The organism is Faecalibacterium prausnitzii, assembly GCF_003324185.1.
Classification (GTDB): Bacteria; Bacillota; Clostridia; order Oscillospirales; family Ruminococcaceae; genus Faecalibacterium; species Faecalibacterium prausnitzii.
In genome coordinates, this window is the sequence record NZ_PXUP01000007.1 from 79,212 (window position 1) to 94,910 (window position 15,699).

The 15,699-nt window shown below is 57.1% G+C and carries 13 protein-coding genes; 2 read left to right on the top strand and 11 right to left on the bottom strand.

What is annotated here, in order from left to right; genetic code table 11:
• Nucleotides 1–196: 196 nt before the first annotated feature.
• The 5 genes from C7J97_RS06230 to C7J97_RS06250 form a co-directional block, all read right to left on the bottom strand.
• Complete coding sequence (locus C7J97_RS06230; RefSeq protein ID WP_113992307.1) at nt 197–1,315, bottom strand: foldase; 1,119 nt, start codon at nt 1,313–1,315, stop codon at nt 197–199.
• On the bottom strand, nt 1,312–4,788 hold the full coding sequence (mfd, locus tag C7J97_RS06235; protein WP_113992308.1) for a transcription-repair coupling factor: 3,477 nt from the start codon (nt 4,786–4,788) through the stop codon (nt 1,312–1,314). The genes C7J97_RS06230 and mfd overlap by 4 nt, the downstream gene beginning before the upstream one ends.
• A gap of 48 nt (nt 4,789–4,836) precedes the next feature.
• A complete protein-coding gene (gene pth, locus C7J97_RS06240) occupies nt 4,837–5,415 on the bottom strand; it encodes an aminoacyl-tRNA hydrolase (protein WP_113992309.1) in 579 nt (192 codons plus the stop codon).
• Nucleotides 5,416–5,548: 133 nt separating this feature from the next.
• Entirely contained in the window at nt 5,549–6,082 is a 534-nt protein-coding gene (locus C7J97_RS06245) for a hypothetical protein (RefSeq protein ID WP_113992310.1), read from the bottom strand.
• 24 nt (nt 6,083–6,106) lie between these two features.
• Nucleotides 6,107–6,865 (bottom strand): UDP-N-acetylglucosamine diphosphorylase, encoded by a 759-nt coding sequence (locus C7J97_RS06250; protein WP_097785533.1) that lies wholly within the window; start codon nt 6,863–6,865, stop codon nt 6,107–6,109.
• Here C7J97_RS06250 and C7J97_RS06255 point away from each other — a divergent pair.
• Together C7J97_RS06255 and ppdK are read left to right on the top strand one after the other, a co-directional pair.
• A complete protein-coding gene (locus tag C7J97_RS06255) occupies nt 6,864–7,178 on the top strand; it encodes a hypothetical protein (protein WP_015537434.1) in 315 nt (104 codons plus the stop codon). The two genes, C7J97_RS06250 and C7J97_RS06255, sit on opposite strands and share 2 nt — an antisense overlap.
• Before the next feature lie 104 nt (nt 7,179–7,282).
• Complete coding sequence (gene ppdK, locus C7J97_RS06260; protein WP_113992311.1) at nt 7,283–9,949, top strand: pyruvate, phosphate dikinase; 2,667 nt, start codon at nt 7,283–7,285, stop codon at nt 9,947–9,949.
• Between the two features lie 132 nt (nt 9,950–10,081).
• On the opposite strand, the gene C7J97_RS06265 is transcribed toward ppdK, so the two are convergent.
• The 6 genes from C7J97_RS06265 to C7J97_RS06290 form a co-directional block, all read right to left on the bottom strand.
• Nucleotides 10,082–11,866: a recombinase family protein gene (locus C7J97_RS06265; RefSeq protein WP_113992312.1), complete on the bottom strand. Its 1,785-nt coding sequence runs from the start codon at nt 11,864–11,866 to the stop codon at nt 10,082–10,084.
• Between the two features lie 241 nt (nt 11,867–12,107).
• Nucleotides 12,108–12,491 carry a type II toxin-antitoxin system PemK/MazF family toxin gene (locus C7J97_RS06270; protein WP_113992313.1) on the bottom strand — a complete coding sequence of 128 codons (384 nt, stop codon included), beginning with the start codon at nt 12,489–12,491 and terminating at the stop codon, nt 12,108–12,110.
• A 78-nt stretch (nt 12,492–12,569) separates the two neighbouring features.
• Complete coding sequence (locus tag C7J97_RS06275; RefSeq protein ID WP_181823390.1) at nt 12,570–13,415, bottom strand: DUF6551 family protein; 846 nt, start codon at nt 13,413–13,415, stop codon at nt 12,570–12,572.
• Nucleotides 13,412–14,455 (bottom strand): ParB N-terminal domain-containing protein, encoded by a 1,044-nt coding sequence (locus C7J97_RS06280; protein WP_113992314.1) that lies wholly within the window; start codon nt 14,453–14,455, stop codon nt 13,412–13,414. Before C7J97_RS06280 ends, C7J97_RS06275 begins: the two co-directional genes overlap by 4 nt.
• A complete protein-coding gene (locus C7J97_RS06285; RefSeq protein WP_015537677.1) occupies nt 14,433–14,678 on the bottom strand; it encodes a hypothetical protein in 246 nt (81 codons plus the stop codon). The genes C7J97_RS06280 and C7J97_RS06285 overlap by 23 nt, the downstream gene beginning before the upstream one ends.
• 507 nt (nt 14,679–15,185) lie before the next feature.
• Nucleotides 15,186–15,512: a helix-turn-helix domain-containing protein gene (locus tag C7J97_RS06290; protein WP_113992315.1), complete on the bottom strand. Its 327-nt coding sequence runs from the start codon at nt 15,510–15,512 to the stop codon at nt 15,186–15,188.
• Nucleotides 15,513–15,699: the final 187 nt, after the last annotated feature.

Below are 15,699 nucleotides of genomic sequence, written 5' to 3' on the forward strand. Positions count from 1 at the left end.
TCAAAGATAAACCTCTCTGTTCCTAGAATGTGGTTGGCAAACCCACACTCTATTCTACAGAGAGGTTTCTCTTTGTCTAGGGCTAAAGCCGTTTTTATTCCACCAGCTTAGCTGGTGGTTTTTCTTCACTCAAGTTCCTAATAAAAAATGGGGTCGGGATTTTTCCCGACCCCATTTTGCGATTTTTATACTGTTATCAGCTGTTGGCGCTGTTGGCGTTCACGATCTTGGCGGCGGGCAGCTTGCTCATGGCAGAGCTGCTCAGGGTGCTGTCCAGCTGGGCACCGTAGGCGGCAAGGGCATCGTTCAGCTCCTCGCCCTTCATGTCGCTCAAAATCTGGCTGCGCAGAGCGTCCAGCGTGGAAACACTCAGCGGATCCAGACGGACGGCCAGCATCATGGCGTAGCCGGTGTACTGGATGGCGGCTGCCTGTCCGTAGGCAAGGCCGCGCAGGGTATCGGCGGCACCCTCCTGCGTAAAGGCATCGGTCAGGTCGCTCTCGCCCAGCAGGTCGGTCTGCAGGGTGCTGGTGGAGGGAACCTCTGCATCCAGCACGGCGCAGATATCGGTCAGGGCGCTGCTTGCGATGCTGTTGAAGGCGGTCAGCTGGCTGGAGGCGTCCTCCGGGGCGGCGGCGTTGTAGCTGTCCGCAGCCTTCTGGGCAAGGGAGAGCATCTCGGCCTTCTGGTCATCGCTGGCAAAGGCGAAGGTGCTGGTGTTGTACAGGGGCACGGTGATAAAGCCGATCTCGTACATGGTGCTGTCCAGATGCTCGGTCAGCTCGCCATCCTCCACAGGGGTCTCGCCGTCCTTGCCGTAGACAAGATCCAGCAGCAGGGTCTGCTTGTACTGCAGCTGCTGGAACAGCTTCAAAGTCTCCAGCCCGATGCCGTTGGCAGTGTAGGCATCGCCGTAGTTATCCATCAGCTGCTGGGCGTAGCTGTCGGCGGCGGACTTCTGTTCCTCGGTCAGCTCGCCGCCCAGTTCAGTAAAGCGGGCATCCACAGCGGCAAGGGTCTGCAAGGTCTCAAGGGTCTTTTGCGCCACATAGTCCTTTACCACGGCGGTCTCGCCGGTGTCGGCATCGGTGGTGATGGTGGCCTTGAGGAAGGAATTCACCTTGCTGGTGTCCTGCTCAGAGTCCGCCAGCTGTGCAGCCTGCTGGTAGGCATCGTACTGCGCCAGCAGGTACAGGCCGCTGGTCACCTCAAAATCACCGATCTTGCCCACGGTGTCCGGGGTGGAGAGTGCACAGCCCACAAGGCTGACGGTCAGTGCAAGTGCGCATACCAGCGCAAGCAGTTTCTTTTTCATGCGTTTTGCTCCTTATTGTTCAAAATGGCATCCATGGCTTTCAGGATGTTTTGCAGCAGTTCCAGCGGCTTTTCGTCCGGCTGTAATACCACCGAGAGATAGGGCTTTGTGCCCGCCCCGGCGGTGACACGGCCATTGAAAGCTTGCAGCAGGCCGCGGATCATGGCAAGGTCCAGCGTTTCCAGATTCAGCACAAGGGTATCCTTCTTCTGAGTCACCTCGTACACGCCCACGGCAGCGGCCTGCACGCGGACAAGGGAAACGTTGACCAGATCGCTCACCGAGGGCGGCGGGTCGCCGTAGCGGTCGATGAGCTCGTCCAGCACATCGGCGGCGTCCTCCGGGGTCTGGATGGCGGCAATGCGCTTGTAGGCCTCGATGCGGCCCGCGCCGTCCGGGATATACTTTTCCGGGATGAAGGCGTCCACCCGCAGGTCCACAAGACAATCGCTCTTGTCCCGCTGGACGGGCTCGCCCCGCGCTCGGGCAATGGCCTGTCCCAGCATTTTAACGTAGAGGTCGTAGCCCACGGCTTCCATGTGGCCGTGCTGGCTGTGCCCCAGCAGACTGCCCGCGCCGCGGATCTGCAGATCCCGCATGGCGATGCGGAAGCCCGAGCCGAAAGCGGTGAACTCCCGGATGGCAGAAAGCCGCTTCTGGGCGATATCGGTCAGGGTCTTGTCCCGGCGGAAGGTGAAGTAGGCGTAGGCCTTGCGGCCGGAGCGCCCCACCCGCCCGCGGATCTGGTACAGCTGCGCCAGACCCATGCGGTCGGCGTCCTCAATGATGAGGGTGTTGCAGTTGCGCACATCAATGCCGGTCTCAATGAGGGTGGTGCAGACCAGAATGTCGATCTCGCCGTTCAGCAGGTGTTGCCATACGGGGTTCAGCTCTTCTTCGGTCATCTTGCCGTGGGCGATGCCCACCCGCGCACCCGGCACCATCTGACTGACATGGGCGGCGCAGGATTCAATGTTGTCCACCCGGTTGTGCAGGTAGTACACCTGCCCGCCCCGGGCAAGCTCCTTCTTCATGGCTTCGGCCAGAATAACATCGTTGTATTCCAGCACAAAGGTCTCCACCGGCTGCCGCTCGATGGGCGGCTGCTCAATGGTGGAAAGATCCCGGATGCCGCTCATTGCCATGTTCAATGTGCGGGGGATGGGGGTGGCCGACAGGGTGAGCATGTCCACCCCGATGAAGTTTTCCTTCAGCTTTTCCTTGTGCTTCACGCCAAAGCGCTGTTCCTCGTCGATGATGACAAGGCCGAGGTCGTGGAACTTCACGTCTTTAGAGAGCAGCCGGTGGGTGCCCACCACGATATCCACGCTGCCGGCCTGTAAGCCGCGTAACGTCTCCTTTTGCTGCTTGGCGGTGCGGAAGCGGGACAGCATCCCGATCTTCACCGGGAAAGCCTCCATGCGGGAGAGCAGGGTGTTGTAGTGCTGCCACGCCAGCAGGGTGGTGGGTGCCAGCAGGGCGCATTGCTTGCCGCCCATGATGCACTTGAAGGCGGCGCGCAGCGCCACTTCGGTCTTGCCCACGCCCACATCGCCGCAGAGCAGACGATCCATGGGGTAACCCTTTTCCATGTCCTGCTTGATCTCGGCGGTGGCGTGCAGCTGGTCGTCGGTCTCGTCGTAGTCAAAGCGGGTCTCAAAGTCCCGCTGCCAGTCGCCGTCCGGCGGGAAGGCGTAGCCCGTGGCCTGACGGCGGCGGGCGTAAAGCTCGATCAGCTCCTGCGCCATCTCCTCGGTGGCCTTTTTTACCTTGGCGCGGGTGCGTTGCCACTCGGCACCGCCCAGCTTTGCCAGCTTTACCTTTTCCTCATCGCCGGGGGCGGTGTAGCGGCTGAGCAGATCCAGCTGGGTCACCGGCACATACAGCACGTCCGAGCCGGAATACTGCACCTTGAGGTAGTCCTTGGTAGCGCCCTGCACCTCCAGCCGCTGGATACCGGCGTACATCCCGATGCCGTGGCTCTGGTGCACCACATAGTCCCCGGGCTTGATGTCTGAAAGGCTGGACAGGGCGTTTTTGTTCTTCTTGCGCTTTTTGGCTTCGGCGGCGGCTTCCTCATCCAGCCCGTGACGGCGGCTGGAAAGCACTGCCGCGTGGGCAAAGGGAAAGGTGCACCCGGCGGTCAGATGCCCGGGCAGCACCTGTAAAATGCCCTTGGCGGGGCGCACATCCCGGCTCATGCTCACGGCGTAGCCCTTGTCAGCAAGGTCACGGGTCAGGGCGGCTGCGCCCTTGGGCGTACCGGCAAACAGGGTGACGGCGTAGCCTTGGGCGATGAGCGGGTCTAAGTCCTCCCGCAGGGAGGCAAGGTCGCCGTTCCAGTTGGGGGCGGCAAAGGCCTCGGCGTTGATGAGGTCTTTCAGTTTGAACTCGTTCATCCCGCGCAGGAAATTCTCGCACAGCAGGGTGCTGTGGTTCTGGGCGGCAATGACAAGATCGTCCATGGTCTGGTACAGCACATCCAGCCCGGGGCAGAGCACGCCCTCTTCCAGCAGTCCGGTCAGCTCCTCGCTGCGGCGGAACTCAGTGGCCTTTTGGGCATCCCGGATGCCGCCCACTTCATCCAGAATGAACAGCGGCGCGTCCAGATGGTCCAGCAGCGTGGCGGGGGCGGGGTAGCGGATGCCGTAATATTTATCCATGGCCTCCGGCATCAGGCCGGAATCCAGCTGGGAAAGATCGGCTTCGGTGGCCTTTTCCAGCGCGGTGCGGTGCTTGCCGCGCGCCTTTTTGATGGCGCTGCGCAGCGCCTCGGCGGTCTCGGCGGTGCTGCCGAACAGCACCTCGCGGGCAGGGGAGAGGTAGATTTTTTCCAGTGCACCGTCCCGCCGCTGGGTCAGCAGGTCAAAGGAGGACATGGAGTCGATCTCGTCGTCCCAGTACTCCACGCGGGCGGGCTGACGCATATCCGGCGCGTAGATATCCACGATATCGCCGCGCACGCTGAACTGTCCCGGGCCGTCCACCTGACTGCGGCGCACATACCCGGCGGCAAACAGCCGCGCTACCAGCGCTTCGCGGTTATACACCATGCCGGGCTTCAGGGTGAGGGTGTTCTGGATGAATTCTGCCCGGGGCACGGTGTACTGCAAAAGCGCTTCGGCGGGCACGCAGACGGCCTGCAGCCGCCCGCCCGCCAGTGCGCCCAGCACCGAAAGGCGGCGGTACTCGTACTCGCGGCCTGCACCCTCCACCGGGCGCAGCATAAAGTCCCGGGGCGGGAACACCGCAGCGGTAAGCCCCAGCGCCTTGAGGTCGTCCGCAAAGTGGGTGGCCTCGGCCTCGCCGGGGGTCACGATGCAGAGCACACGGCCAAGGTCTTTTTGCAGGGCGGCGTACAGCAGCGCCCGGCCTGCGGGCGGCAGACCGAACAGCGCCGCCGGCCCTGCCGAGCCAAAGCTTGCGGCGACCTTCTGATATTCCGGTGTGGCCTTGAGTAAGGCTTCGTACATGGAAAAACCTCCTTTCCTACTGGGATGAGCATTGAAAATGCGCGGCGTTTACCCGTTATACTTGCTCTGCGCCAGACTGAGCTTGCCGTCCATGATAAGCTTTGCGGCGGCTTCAAGGTCGGGGTAGCGGTCGGCGATGGCCTTGGCGTCCTCCGGCGGGAACTTGCCCAGCACCCATGCGGCAAGGTCGTAGTCCGGGTGGGGCTTTGCGCCGATGCCGATGCGGATGCGGGGGAAGTTCTCCCCGCCCAGCCGGGCAATGATGCTCTTCAGGCCGTTATGCCCGCCCGCAGAGCCGGAGGGACGGATGCGCAGCTTGCCGGGGGCTTGGGTGATGTCATCGCACAGCACCAGCACATGGTCGGCAGGGATCTTGAAAAAGCCCGCCATAGGGGCGATGGAATCGCCGGAGAGGTTCATGTAGGTCAGGGGCTTCAGCAGCACCACCTTGTGGCCGTCCACCTCGCCCTGTCCCCACAGACCTTGAAACTTGGTCTTGCCCACAGAGATGTTCCACTTATCGGCCAGCGTGTCCAGCGCGGCAAAACCGGCGTTGTGGCGGGTGCCATCGTACTTTGCTTCGGGGTTGCCCAGCCCTGCAATGAGCCAGATATCGTTTTCATTCATGATATGATAATACCTTTTCCTGATAATAGTGTGATACAACATCTAAGTATAACATACGCGCGCGCAAAAAGATATACATTACAAGCAAAAAATGCCCCCATGCCGCAGGGCACAGGGGCAGAAAAACATTATATTACAGGTTCAGCGTGATGGCAGAGGCCTTCCAGCGGCCGTCCTCCTTCACCATGGTGATGGTGCCGGACACCTGCGCGGCGGCGGTGCTGTCCGTGGCGGTCAGCAGGGCGGCGGAAAAGTCGTAGCAGTTTTCTGCCCCGGCGCGCTTTTTCAGGGTGAGGTCAGCGGGCACCAGCTTGTCGCCGGACTGCCCTGCCAGCGCGGTGATGCGGGTGGGCAGGCGGTTTGCCATGACTTTGTCAAGGCAGTCGGCAGTCATGGCATCGCCCAGCTGCGCCTGAAGAAAGGCGTACAGCCCATCGGTGTCCGCTGCGGCAAGCCCCGGTTCACTGCCGGCGGGCGCGGCGGCATCCACGGCCTGCTCTACGGCCTGCTCTACGGCAGAGGAGCAGGAGAGCAGCTGCTGCACCACGAACTCGGCCTGCTTTTTGGCGGGGTCGCTGCGCAGGCGGGTCAGGGCGAACACGGCGGCAATGGCCGCGAAGAAAAGGACAAGGCACAGTGCCTGCTTGCGAAAACTTTCAGACTTCATACGCAGCTCCCTTCCGGCAGAGGTTTACTTGCTCTGCTCGTTTTCCAGCTTCTGCTTTTTGGCGATGTAGGCTTCCATCTTGGGCTCTGCCCAGCCGTCCAGATTGGTCTGGCGCTCCCGGGCGATGCCCAGCGCCTGTGCGGGCACATCCTTGGTGATGGTGCTGCCGGCGGCGGTGTAGGCACCATCGCCCACCTTGACCGGAGCCACAAGGTTGGTGTTGCAGCCAATAAAGCAGTAATCACCGATCTGGGTGCGGAACTTATCCTTGCCGTCGTAGTTGCAGGTGACGGTGCCGCAGCCGAAGTTGCAGTACTTGCCCACATCGCTGTCGCCGATGTAGGTCAGGTGGCTCACAGTGTTGCCGCGGGCAAAGTTGGAGTTCTTGGTCTCCACATAGGCGCCCAGATGCACGCCGTAGTCGGTGACGGTGTTCACCCGCACATGGGTGAAGGGGCCGATGTTGTTGTGGGGGCCGATGTGGCTGCCGTAGATCTGGCTGGCGTTCACGGTGGTGCCTTCATCCACGGTGCTGTCCTCGATGAGGGTGTTGGGGCCGATGACACAGCCCGCGCCGATGACCGTCTTGCCCCGCAGGATGGTGCCCGCAAGGATCACAGCACCCGGAGCAATGACCACCTCCGGGTCGATCTGCACGGTGCGGCTGTCGATGACGACGCCGTTTGCAATGTGCTGTACAAGGATGTCCTCGCGGGCAGCCTCGGCGGCATCCAGCTGTGCCAAAGCTGCGGCGCGGGCCTGTTCAGAAATGGAATTCTGCATGAAAAAAATCTCCCTTCCCACCAAAGCGCGCGGCGGAAGAGAGACAGAAAAGGCGACCGGAAAATTGTTGCCTGTCCGCCCAGCATCTCCGCTGCGGAAAGCTTTGTTCCGACAAAATAAAAATGAAAAAGTTACAGGGATAGAAAGTTGTATCCAACAGGACGAGAAATCGCGTGTACAAACAAAAAACCTCTCGAACTTTCTCCCATTCTATACTACCTTAAAACTTAGCAAATTTCAAGGGATTTGCATAAAAAATAACAGACAAATTCGGGATTTTGCATGGTGGAAAGGAATGGATTTTCTGGTATAATAGTTTAGCATTCATAAAACAATGTTCATCGTACGTTCAAGACAAGGCAAACGATGAGACCGCGGCTGCCATGCCGCCGGTCACGAATGGGAGGTAAACAACGCATGAGCAAAAAGTATCTGTACTACTTCAGCGAAGGCAATGAAGCTTTCGGCGGTGACAAGGTCACCATGAAGAACACGCTGGGCGGCAAGGGTGCCGGTCTGGCCGAGATGACCGCAGCCGGTATGCCGGTGCCGCAGGGCTTCACCATCACTACCGACGCCTGCACCCAGTATTACGCAGACGGCCGTCAGATCAATGACGAAATCACTGCTGACATCTTTGAGCACCTCAAGGGCTTGGAGAAGATCACCGGCAAGAAGTTCGGTGACAACACCAACCCCCTGCTGGTCTCCGTCCGTTCCGGCGCACGTCAGTCCATGCCCGGTATGATGGACACCATCCTGAACCTGGGCCTGAACGACGAGGCTGTTGAGGGTCTGGCTAAAAAGACCGGCAACACCCGCTTTGCATACGACTGCTACCGCCGCTTTGTGCAGATGTTCGCCGACGTCGTTATGATGGTCCCGAAGAGCCTGTTCGAGGTCGAGATCGACAAGATGAAGGAAGCCAAGGGCGTCAAGAACGACGTGGACCTGACTGCTGACGACCTGAAGGAACTGGTCGGCACCTTCAAGAAGATCTACGAGGAGAACGAAGGCCGTCCCTTCCCGCAGGATCCCCGTGATCAGCTGATCGAGGCTGTCAAGGCCGTGTTCCGCAGCTGGGATAACCCCCGTGCAAACGTCTACCGTAAGATGAACGAGATCCCCTACGAGTGGGGCACCGCTGTCAACGTGCAGCAGATGGCCTTTGGTAACTCCGGCGACCGTTCCGGCACCGGCGTTGCTTTCACCCGTGACCCCGCCACCGGCGCTAAGAAGCTGATGGGCGAGTACCTGATCAATGCACAGGGCGAGGACGTTGTTGCCGGCGTGCGCACTCCTTCTCCCATCAGCCACCTGAAGGATCAGATGCCTGAGGTGTACGATCAGTTTGTCGAGATCGCTACCCGTCTGGAGAACTACTTCCGCGATATGCAGGATATGGAGTTCACCATTGAGGACGGCCACCTGTATATGCTGCAGACCCGTAACGGCAAGCGTACTGCACAGGCTGCTCTGCAGATCGCCTGCGATCTGGTGGACGAGGGCATGATCACCGAGCAGGAGGCTGTCCTGCGCGTGGAGCCCAAGCAGCTGGATACCCTGCTGCATCCCCAGTTCGACGCTGCTGCCCTGAAGGCTGCAGAGGTCGTCGGCAAGGGTCTGGCAGCTTCTCCCGGTTCTGCCTGCGGCCAGATCGTCTTTACTGCTGAAGAGGCAGAGGAGATGGTCAAGTCCGGCAAGATGAAGAAGGTCGTTCTGGTGCGTCTGGAGACCAGCCCCGAGGATATCGTGGGCATGCAGGTCTCTCAGGGCATCCTGACCGTCCGCGGCGGCATGACCAGCCACGCAGCCGTTGTTGCCCGTGGTATGGGCACCTGCTGTGTTTCCGGCTGCGGCAACGACAACGAGGTCAAGATCGATGAGGAGGCAAAGACCTTCGAGATCAACGGCCACAAGTTCGTCGAGGGCGACTGGATCTCCATCGACGGCTCCACCGGCAACATCTATGGCGAGCAGGTCGCAACCGTGGCCGCTACCGGCAACAAGAACTTCAACCGCTTCATGGGCTGGGCAGACGCAGCACGTCAGCTGCTGGTCATGACCAACGCTGATAACCCGCGTGACGCACAGCAGGCAGTGGATCTGGGCGCTGAGGGCATCGGCCTGTGCCGTACCGAGCACATGTTCTTCGCTGAGGACCGCATCAAGGCTGTCCGCGAGATGATCTGCGCACGCACCGTGGAAGAGCGCGAGGCTGCTCTGGCCAAGGTCGAGCCGTTCCAGCAGGGCGACTTCGAGGCTATGTACCGCATCATGGGTGAGCGCCCGATGACCATCCGTTATCTGGACCCGCCCCTGCACGAGTTCCTGCCCACCAAGGACGAGGACATCAAGGAACTGGCTGCCGACATGGGCATGACCTACGAAGACCTGAAGAACGTGGTTGCTTCTCTGCACGAGTTCAACCCCATGATGGGTCACCGTGGCTGCCGTCTGGCTGTTACCTACCCCGAGATCGCTGCTATGCAGACCCGTGCTGTGATCAAGGCTGCTCTGAACGTCTCTGCTGAGACCGGCCATGTGATCACCCCGCACATCATGATCCCGCTGGTCGGCGAGGTCAAGGAGCTGAAGTTCGTCAAGGACGTTGTCGTCAAGGTTGCTGACGAGCTGATCGCTGCTGCCGGCGTTGACATGAAGTATCAGGTCGGTACCATGATCGAGATCCCCCGCGCAGCCCTGACTGCCGGCGAGATCGCTAAGGAGGCTGAGTTCTTCAGCTTCGGCACCAACGACCTGACCCAGATGACCTTCGGCTTCAGCCGTGATGACGCTGCCAAGTTCCTGGGCGCATACTACGAGAACAAGATCTACGAGAGCGATCCGTTCCAGCATCTGGATCAGGTCGGCGTCGGCAAGCTGGTCAAGATGGCTGCCCATGATGGCCGCGAGACCCGCCCCGATCTGGGTCTGGGCATCTGCGGCGAGCACGGCGGCGATCCCACGAGCGTGGAGTTCTGCCACAACGTTGGTCTGGACTACGTCAGCTGCTCTCCCTTCCGTGTGCCTATCGCCCGTCTGGCTGCTGCTCAGGCTGCTATTAAAAAACCGAGAGCATAAGGTTTTTATAACGACTTAACGTTAAAAATCGAGCGTAAAATAAGGCTCACCGTCAATTTTGGCGGTGAGCCTTATTTGTTTGCTCATGTATGAGGTGAATTGCGTTTAACACGGGGGTGCTTTCCAGAAGCATCACAGATACACCTCCACAGTTAGGTCGGTCCACGCTGCACGGCGGAACTGGTGGGGCATCTTGTTGGCTTCCCGGTAACGCTTGGCGGTTTCAAAGTCGATGGTGAAGGTGAGGATGGGCTTTTCCGATACAGCCATCAGATCGGTGCGCTCCTCTTTGGACTTCTTGCAGCCGGTGTTCAGCTTCCAGCGGTAGGAGTAATCGGCAATGGGGGTGACCACTTCAACGAACTGCTCGATCAGTTCCGGCGCAAGACAGGCACCGTGCACATCGACCTTCTGGGAAAGAAAATCGTAGATCGCTTTCATGTCCGAAGAAACCGTCTGCGGTTCGGGCGCAGGGGAGAGGGCTTTCAGCTCCTGCTCCAAGCGGGCAATCTCGTCATCTGCCTGTTTGCAAAGAGCTTGGTATTCCTCTCTTGGCAGTTCGCCGTCTGCACGCATGGCAGCGTAGTTCAGCTTGCGTTTTTTGATTTTTTCAATCTTGCTCTGAATCGGCGCAGCGGACATTCGTGCTGTAGCTTTTCCGTTCTGGCAGCTTTCGATCATCTTACAGGCTCGAAGGATGGCTTTGTTCTGATTGCCCCAGACCTTTTCAAAGATCTTCTTCGCCATCAGTTCCAGCTTCCACTCCGGGATGGAAATGGCATCACAACTGAGCTGCTGGGTCATGTTGTGCTCCAAAACGAAGGAACGGGTCGGGTTGACGGTTCGCATATTGCACTGGTAGCCAAAGACCGGCGTTCCGTCCTTCAGTTTACGCCAGTTGAAAATGCGGTAGGAAGAACCGCAGCGGCAGCGAAGTTTTGACACCCACAGGTTCTTGGTAGTTCTGGCTCCTTTACGCCTTGTTTCTCCATCAGGAAGGCGCAGGCTGGAAATACGGGACTTGCGGATGCGCTCACATTCATGCCAAAGGTTTTCTGATACGATCGGCTCAAAGTTGCCTTTTACATAGACGAAGGAAGCTTCGTCCAGATTGTTGATGCGCTTCTTTTCAAGATAGTTGTTGACCTTGGACTTGTTGTAGCAGATATAGCCCATATACGTTGCGTTGCGAAGGATGCGGCTGATTTTTGTACAGGACCAACTGACGTTTCCGTGCCCATCCTTACGACCCAGCCGAGAAAGTTCATTGACGATCGCCTTTTCCCCGTAGCCCTGAGAATAGAGCGTGAAAACCATTCGTATGGTTGCAGCCTGTTCCTCGTTGATAACGTATGTACGGTTGACCTTATCCCGGTCGTAGCCGATGATGTTGCCGCTGCCGTAAAGCACACCGTTCTGCCGGCTTATCTTCTGCCCGGCAAGAACACGCTCTGAAATCTTGCGGCTTTCTTCCTGCGCCATGGTTGCCATGATGGAAAGCCGGAGTTCGCCATCGCCGTCCATCGTCCAGATGTTGTCGGATACGAAAAAGACCTCTACGCCGAAATTGCGGAGTTCACGGGTAAGCTGAAGGGTATCGACAGTGTTGCGGGCAAAGCGGCAGACCTCACGGGTGACGATTAGGTCGAATTTGCCACGTTTGGCATCGGAAATCATCTGCATAAACGCAGGACGCTTTTTGGCAGAGGTGCCGGTGATGCCCTCATCAATATAGCGGTTTATGACCTGCCAGTTGGGATGATACCGAAGCTGATCGTCGTACCACTGCATCTGATTTCCGAGTGCATCGACCTGTGCTTCATGCTGGGTGGAAACACGACCGTAAAAGACAATGCGGCGGTCACGGTCTTTGTCCAATGGGAATTGCCCAAAGTACATTCTTTGTGTGATGTTCATATCGCTGTACCTCCTTTGCCCGTAGTATAGAAGATTGCGAAGGGAATAGGTAGGATGTCGCCGGTGTCAGCGACATCCTTGACATTACGCAGAATATCTGCTAAGGACCTGATGATAGACCTCAGCAGAGATCAGGTTGTTGTCAAATAAAATGGAGATCAGCTTTAGTGCAGTTGCATCAATGCTGAAAACATCAGGAGGAACAGCAGGGGAAAGGGGAGAATAAGTGTTCTTGTTGATATTATCGACCTCCGTTCAGAGCCAGACTGCATTTCAGGGCTTTTTCAATTTGCACCATCTCCCACTCACTGGTCATCCCCATAAAACTGTTGATGCGCTCTTTGTCAATGGTGAAGATCTGTTCCAGCAGCACCACAGACGGACGGCTGAACGCAGGGTTCTTCTCAATGAGAACATGGGTGGGCTGGTTTGGCTTCTTGGAGACTTTTGAGGTCACAGCAGCTACGATCACAGTCGGCGCAAATTTATTTCCTGTATTATTTTGAATCACAATAACAGGGCGTTTACCTCCCTGCTCAGAACCATAGTGCGGGTCAAGGTCTGCAAAGTAGATCTCGCCCCGGCGAAAGCCGAAATTCTTTGTTACATAAACGGTAGCAATCATCCCCCTTTTCCTTATGTAGGCAAAAGCCGCCCTGTGGACGGCATTTGCGGCGTTTTAGAACTGTTTCCATAGGAGAACTCACTGCTTGATAGGAAGGCTCCTAGAGCGGCTGGAGCCGTTGTAGGTGCGCAGGATCAGCATCATATATTTGTAGCTGACCGTGCCGCTCAGAGATTTCTCGTCGTTTACCAACGTCATGGGATGAACAGTGTGCAGCCGCTTGACCAGACGCTCCGGGTCATACTCGCCCTGATACAGAGCCACAAAGCGAACCATGCCCTGCAGGATGCCGGAGCGGAGGGAATCGGGGTCACCCTCCCAGCCCTTTGCCAGCATGGTCAGGGCTTCTTTGTAGAGGTCTGCGCCGTAGGTCTTGTACTCCTTGAATGCCGTGCGGATGCAGATGATCTTCCACGGGGCACGGTAGCTGTCCAGACCGAGCTGCAGACCGGTGCTTTCGGTGGCTTTCACAAATGCGAGAGATTCCGGGTCTTTGCCCACCAAAGCGGCGCGCAGCTCTGCGCCAGCGGTCAGCGGCGTGGAAACGCCCGTCTGCCGGGAAAACAGCATGGCTTCTTCTTCCTCTGTCAGTCCCTCGTACACTTTGCAGATAATCGGAAGATCCTGCCCGCCGTTCATCGCCCGACGGGTCACGATGGTATGCTGACCGTCAAAGACGAAGTAGTGACCGTCCCGGTAGCTGACCTTGGGCGGGTTGGCGATCAGCTCGGTGAACTCTGCCGACATCTTTTCGACATTGGGAATGTTCAGCTTGCGCTGATATTCCGCAGGGATTTCGAGAAAGGCACTGTTGATGACCTTTTCTTCGTAAGGCCGCTGAGCGAAAAGGGCTTCGATGATTGCTTCATCGGTGATTTCGGGCATGATCTCAGGCATGGTGCTGACACAGTTCATATTCTTCATAGCAGTTCCTCCATCTTATCTTCCAGATTTTTCAGGTAGTCTCTCAATTTCTGAATCGTTCGTCCTACGGATGCACGGTTCTCTGCATCGGACAGAATGTCGGGATATTCCCGGAAAACGCTTTCCCAGCGGCGCATCATACTGTTGGCGGCTCCCGATACTTCGCAAAGCATCGCTGTACCATCGGCAAGTCGTTTGGGTACATAGCGGCTGTTTGCGATTTCAAGAATCTGCTGACGGTCGATTTTCAACGGTTCATTCACTCTTTGTGGAAAAGTCTGCTCCTGCGGAGCCGGAGTGTGAACCAGTTCTTCGTCCGTGCATTCTTCTTCGGATGTACTGGCATTGGGCAGCGGTGCAGCTACGGCTGGGGGAGTTTTCAGCTTTTGTGTAGGCGGTTTTGGGGGCTTCGGCTTGCAGATCTCAGCCACCAGAGCCGGACGATCTTCGGGAGGTGCACGGGCAACGGATGCGATCTCAGCGGCTGTTGGTTTCACCTCGCCGGAAAGAACTTTCTGCCGTGTGCCGGGAACAGCTTCTTCGGCAGCGTCCAAACCTTTAGCATAATGTTCGGCTTCAATCACATACGTTCTTCCTACACCGCTTTCCGCAGCGACTTTATAACAGGTTTTGGGTGCACCGATCAGGTTACGCTTTCCGTAACCTGATTTTGCAGCAGGACTTTTTCTATCACCGCCGTTGGCGCATTTCTCAGCTTCATACTGCTTACCGATAAGGTACTTCTTCTGTTCCGGGGTAAGGTTGCGTCGCCCTAGCTGGTTTTTGCAGATCCAGATAATTGCTTCATAGCGGTTTGCAAACGCTTTCTCATGAGTGGTAAAAGGGATCTCCGGGTGCTTCTTAGCGATGGTGAAGCGGTTGTGTCCATCCACAATCAGCCCTTCCCATACGATGATAGGGTTGATGATACGGCCATCTCGCAGGATGTTAGCTTCAAGCTGGTTCAGCTCCTCAAAGGTGAGCGGCGGGATCTTGCCCTGAAACTCCGGGTCGATCTTAAGCGCATTCAGATTCATCATCAAACCGTCCCTTCTTAAAGTAGGTGGATTTCGGGCTGCTGGGCTGGATGTAGTAGTCGTAACCGAAGTTGGTCTGGCAGTAGGTGCAGGGTTCCTTGGTGAGCTGGTAGGGGTCTGCACGGCGGACACGGATGCCACGGGTGTTCCGAAAGGCATTCAGGCAGCGGGGGCAGAGGGTGGTCAGGGTCGATTCGTCAGTCTTGTGGGTAAAAGTACGGCTCATAGTCAATACCTCCGTGTCATTAGAATAATATTCGGTATGGAAAAAGCCCACTGCCTTGATTCAGAAGAATCCCGGTGGTGGGCTTTGAAGTTTTGCTTTAAGTTTTTCCAACCTATTTGTCCTCGACGCCCGTTGGATTTGGAATGCACCTCGGTGAGGGGGACTGCACCCTTCCTCTCATTGGCTTTTCAGCCACCCCGCCTTCTTTATGGCCGGGCCGCGAATTACGGAAGTTTCATTGTTTTGTCCGAGGGAATGATATTCAATTTTCAAGGTACGGCTTCCAGCTTTGGGCTTCTCCCCGTCTGGGGTGTTGCCCTTGCTGTGACAATAGTTTATCGTAGAAACACTGTCTTTTTAAGGAACTGGTAGTTCCGGTTTTGCCACTTTTTTGAGCGGATTTTTCTCGAAAATCGGAACTACCAGTTCCGGTTTTTCGTAGATGCGTCAGAAAAAATGGCAAAAAAAAAAGAAGCCGAGAATCGCTTCTCGACTTCTTTATGGTGGTTATGCAGATGCATCCAGCTCATCAATAAGGCTGTTCAGCTTACTTTTGAAATTCTGGATATTCTGATTCTGCTTCTTGATCTGCGCATTCAACTCCCTTTCCCGTGGAGTGTCCAATACGCCCAGAATCAAAAAATCTAAGGTGGTGTTCAGTGAAATGGCTACTTCTACCAACAAATCTATGGAAGCAGTGCCTTCCCCTCGCTCGATCTTTCCCAAATGGCGGTCGCTGATATTCAGCTTTATGGCAAATTGCTCTTGCGTTAAGCCTTTGGTTTTGCGCAGCTGCTGGATGCGTTTTCCTGTGATGTAAGAATCAAAGTACATAAGCCAGCCCTCCGACCATGCAAGAGTGCAGCCACAGGCCACACCACAGGGTCAGAGCGCAGGAATACAGTCGGTATCGAGCCATAATCTGGCTGCCGGGGCTGGGTTCGTACTCAATCAATCTCGTTTTCATGTTTCTTCGTCCTTTCTTTGTCGATGATGGCAAGGCGGGCGGAGCATGGAAAAT

Excerpts from the sequence above, each read along its gene's own strand:
- C7J97_RS06230 (WP_113992307.1), bottom strand. The coding sequence starts at position 1,315 with ATGAAAAAGAAACTGCTTGCGCTGGTATGCGCACTTGCACTGACCGTC.
- mfd (WP_113992308.1), bottom strand. The coding sequence starts at position 4,788 with ATGTACGAAGCCTTACTCAAGGCCACACCGGAATATCAGAAGGTCGCC.
- pth (WP_113992309.1), bottom strand. The coding sequence starts at position 5,415 with ATGAATGAAAACGATATCTGGCTCATTGCAGGGCTGGGCAACCCCGAA.
- C7J97_RS06245 (WP_113992310.1), bottom strand. The coding sequence starts at position 6,082 with ATGAAGTCTGAAAGTTTTCGCAAGCAGGCACTGTGCCTTGTCCTTTTC.
- C7J97_RS06255 (WP_015537434.1), top strand. The coding sequence starts at position 6,864 with ATGAAAAAAATCTCCCTTCCCACCAAAGCGCGCGGCGGAAGAGAGACA.
- C7J97_RS06250 (WP_097785533.1), bottom strand. The coding sequence starts at position 6,865 with ATGCAGAATTCCATTTCTGAACAGGCCCGCGCCGCAGCTTTGGCACAG.
- ppdK (WP_113992311.1), top strand. The coding sequence starts at position 7,283 with ATGAGCAAAAAGTATCTGTACTACTTCAGCGAAGGCAATGAAGCTTTC.
- C7J97_RS06265 (WP_113992312.1), bottom strand. The coding sequence starts at position 11,866 with ATGAACATCACACAAAGAATGTACTTTGGGCAATTCCCATTGGACAAA.
- C7J97_RS06270 (WP_113992313.1), bottom strand. The coding sequence starts at position 12,491 with ATGATTGCTACCGTTTATGTAACAAAGAATTTCGGCTTTCGCCGGGGC.
- C7J97_RS06275 (WP_181823390.1), bottom strand. The coding sequence starts at position 13,415 with ATGAAGAATATGAACTGTGTCAGCACCATGCCTGAGATCATGCCCGAA.
- C7J97_RS06280 (WP_113992314.1), bottom strand. The coding sequence starts at position 14,455 with ATGATGAATCTGAATGCGCTTAAGATCGACCCGGAGTTTCAGGGCAAG.
- C7J97_RS06285 (WP_015537677.1), bottom strand. The coding sequence starts at position 14,678 with ATGAGCCGTACTTTTACCCACAAGACTGACGAATCGACCCTGACCACC.
- C7J97_RS06290 (WP_113992315.1), bottom strand. The coding sequence starts at position 15,512 with ATGTACTTTGATTCTTACATCACAGGAAAACGCATCCAGCAGCTGCGC.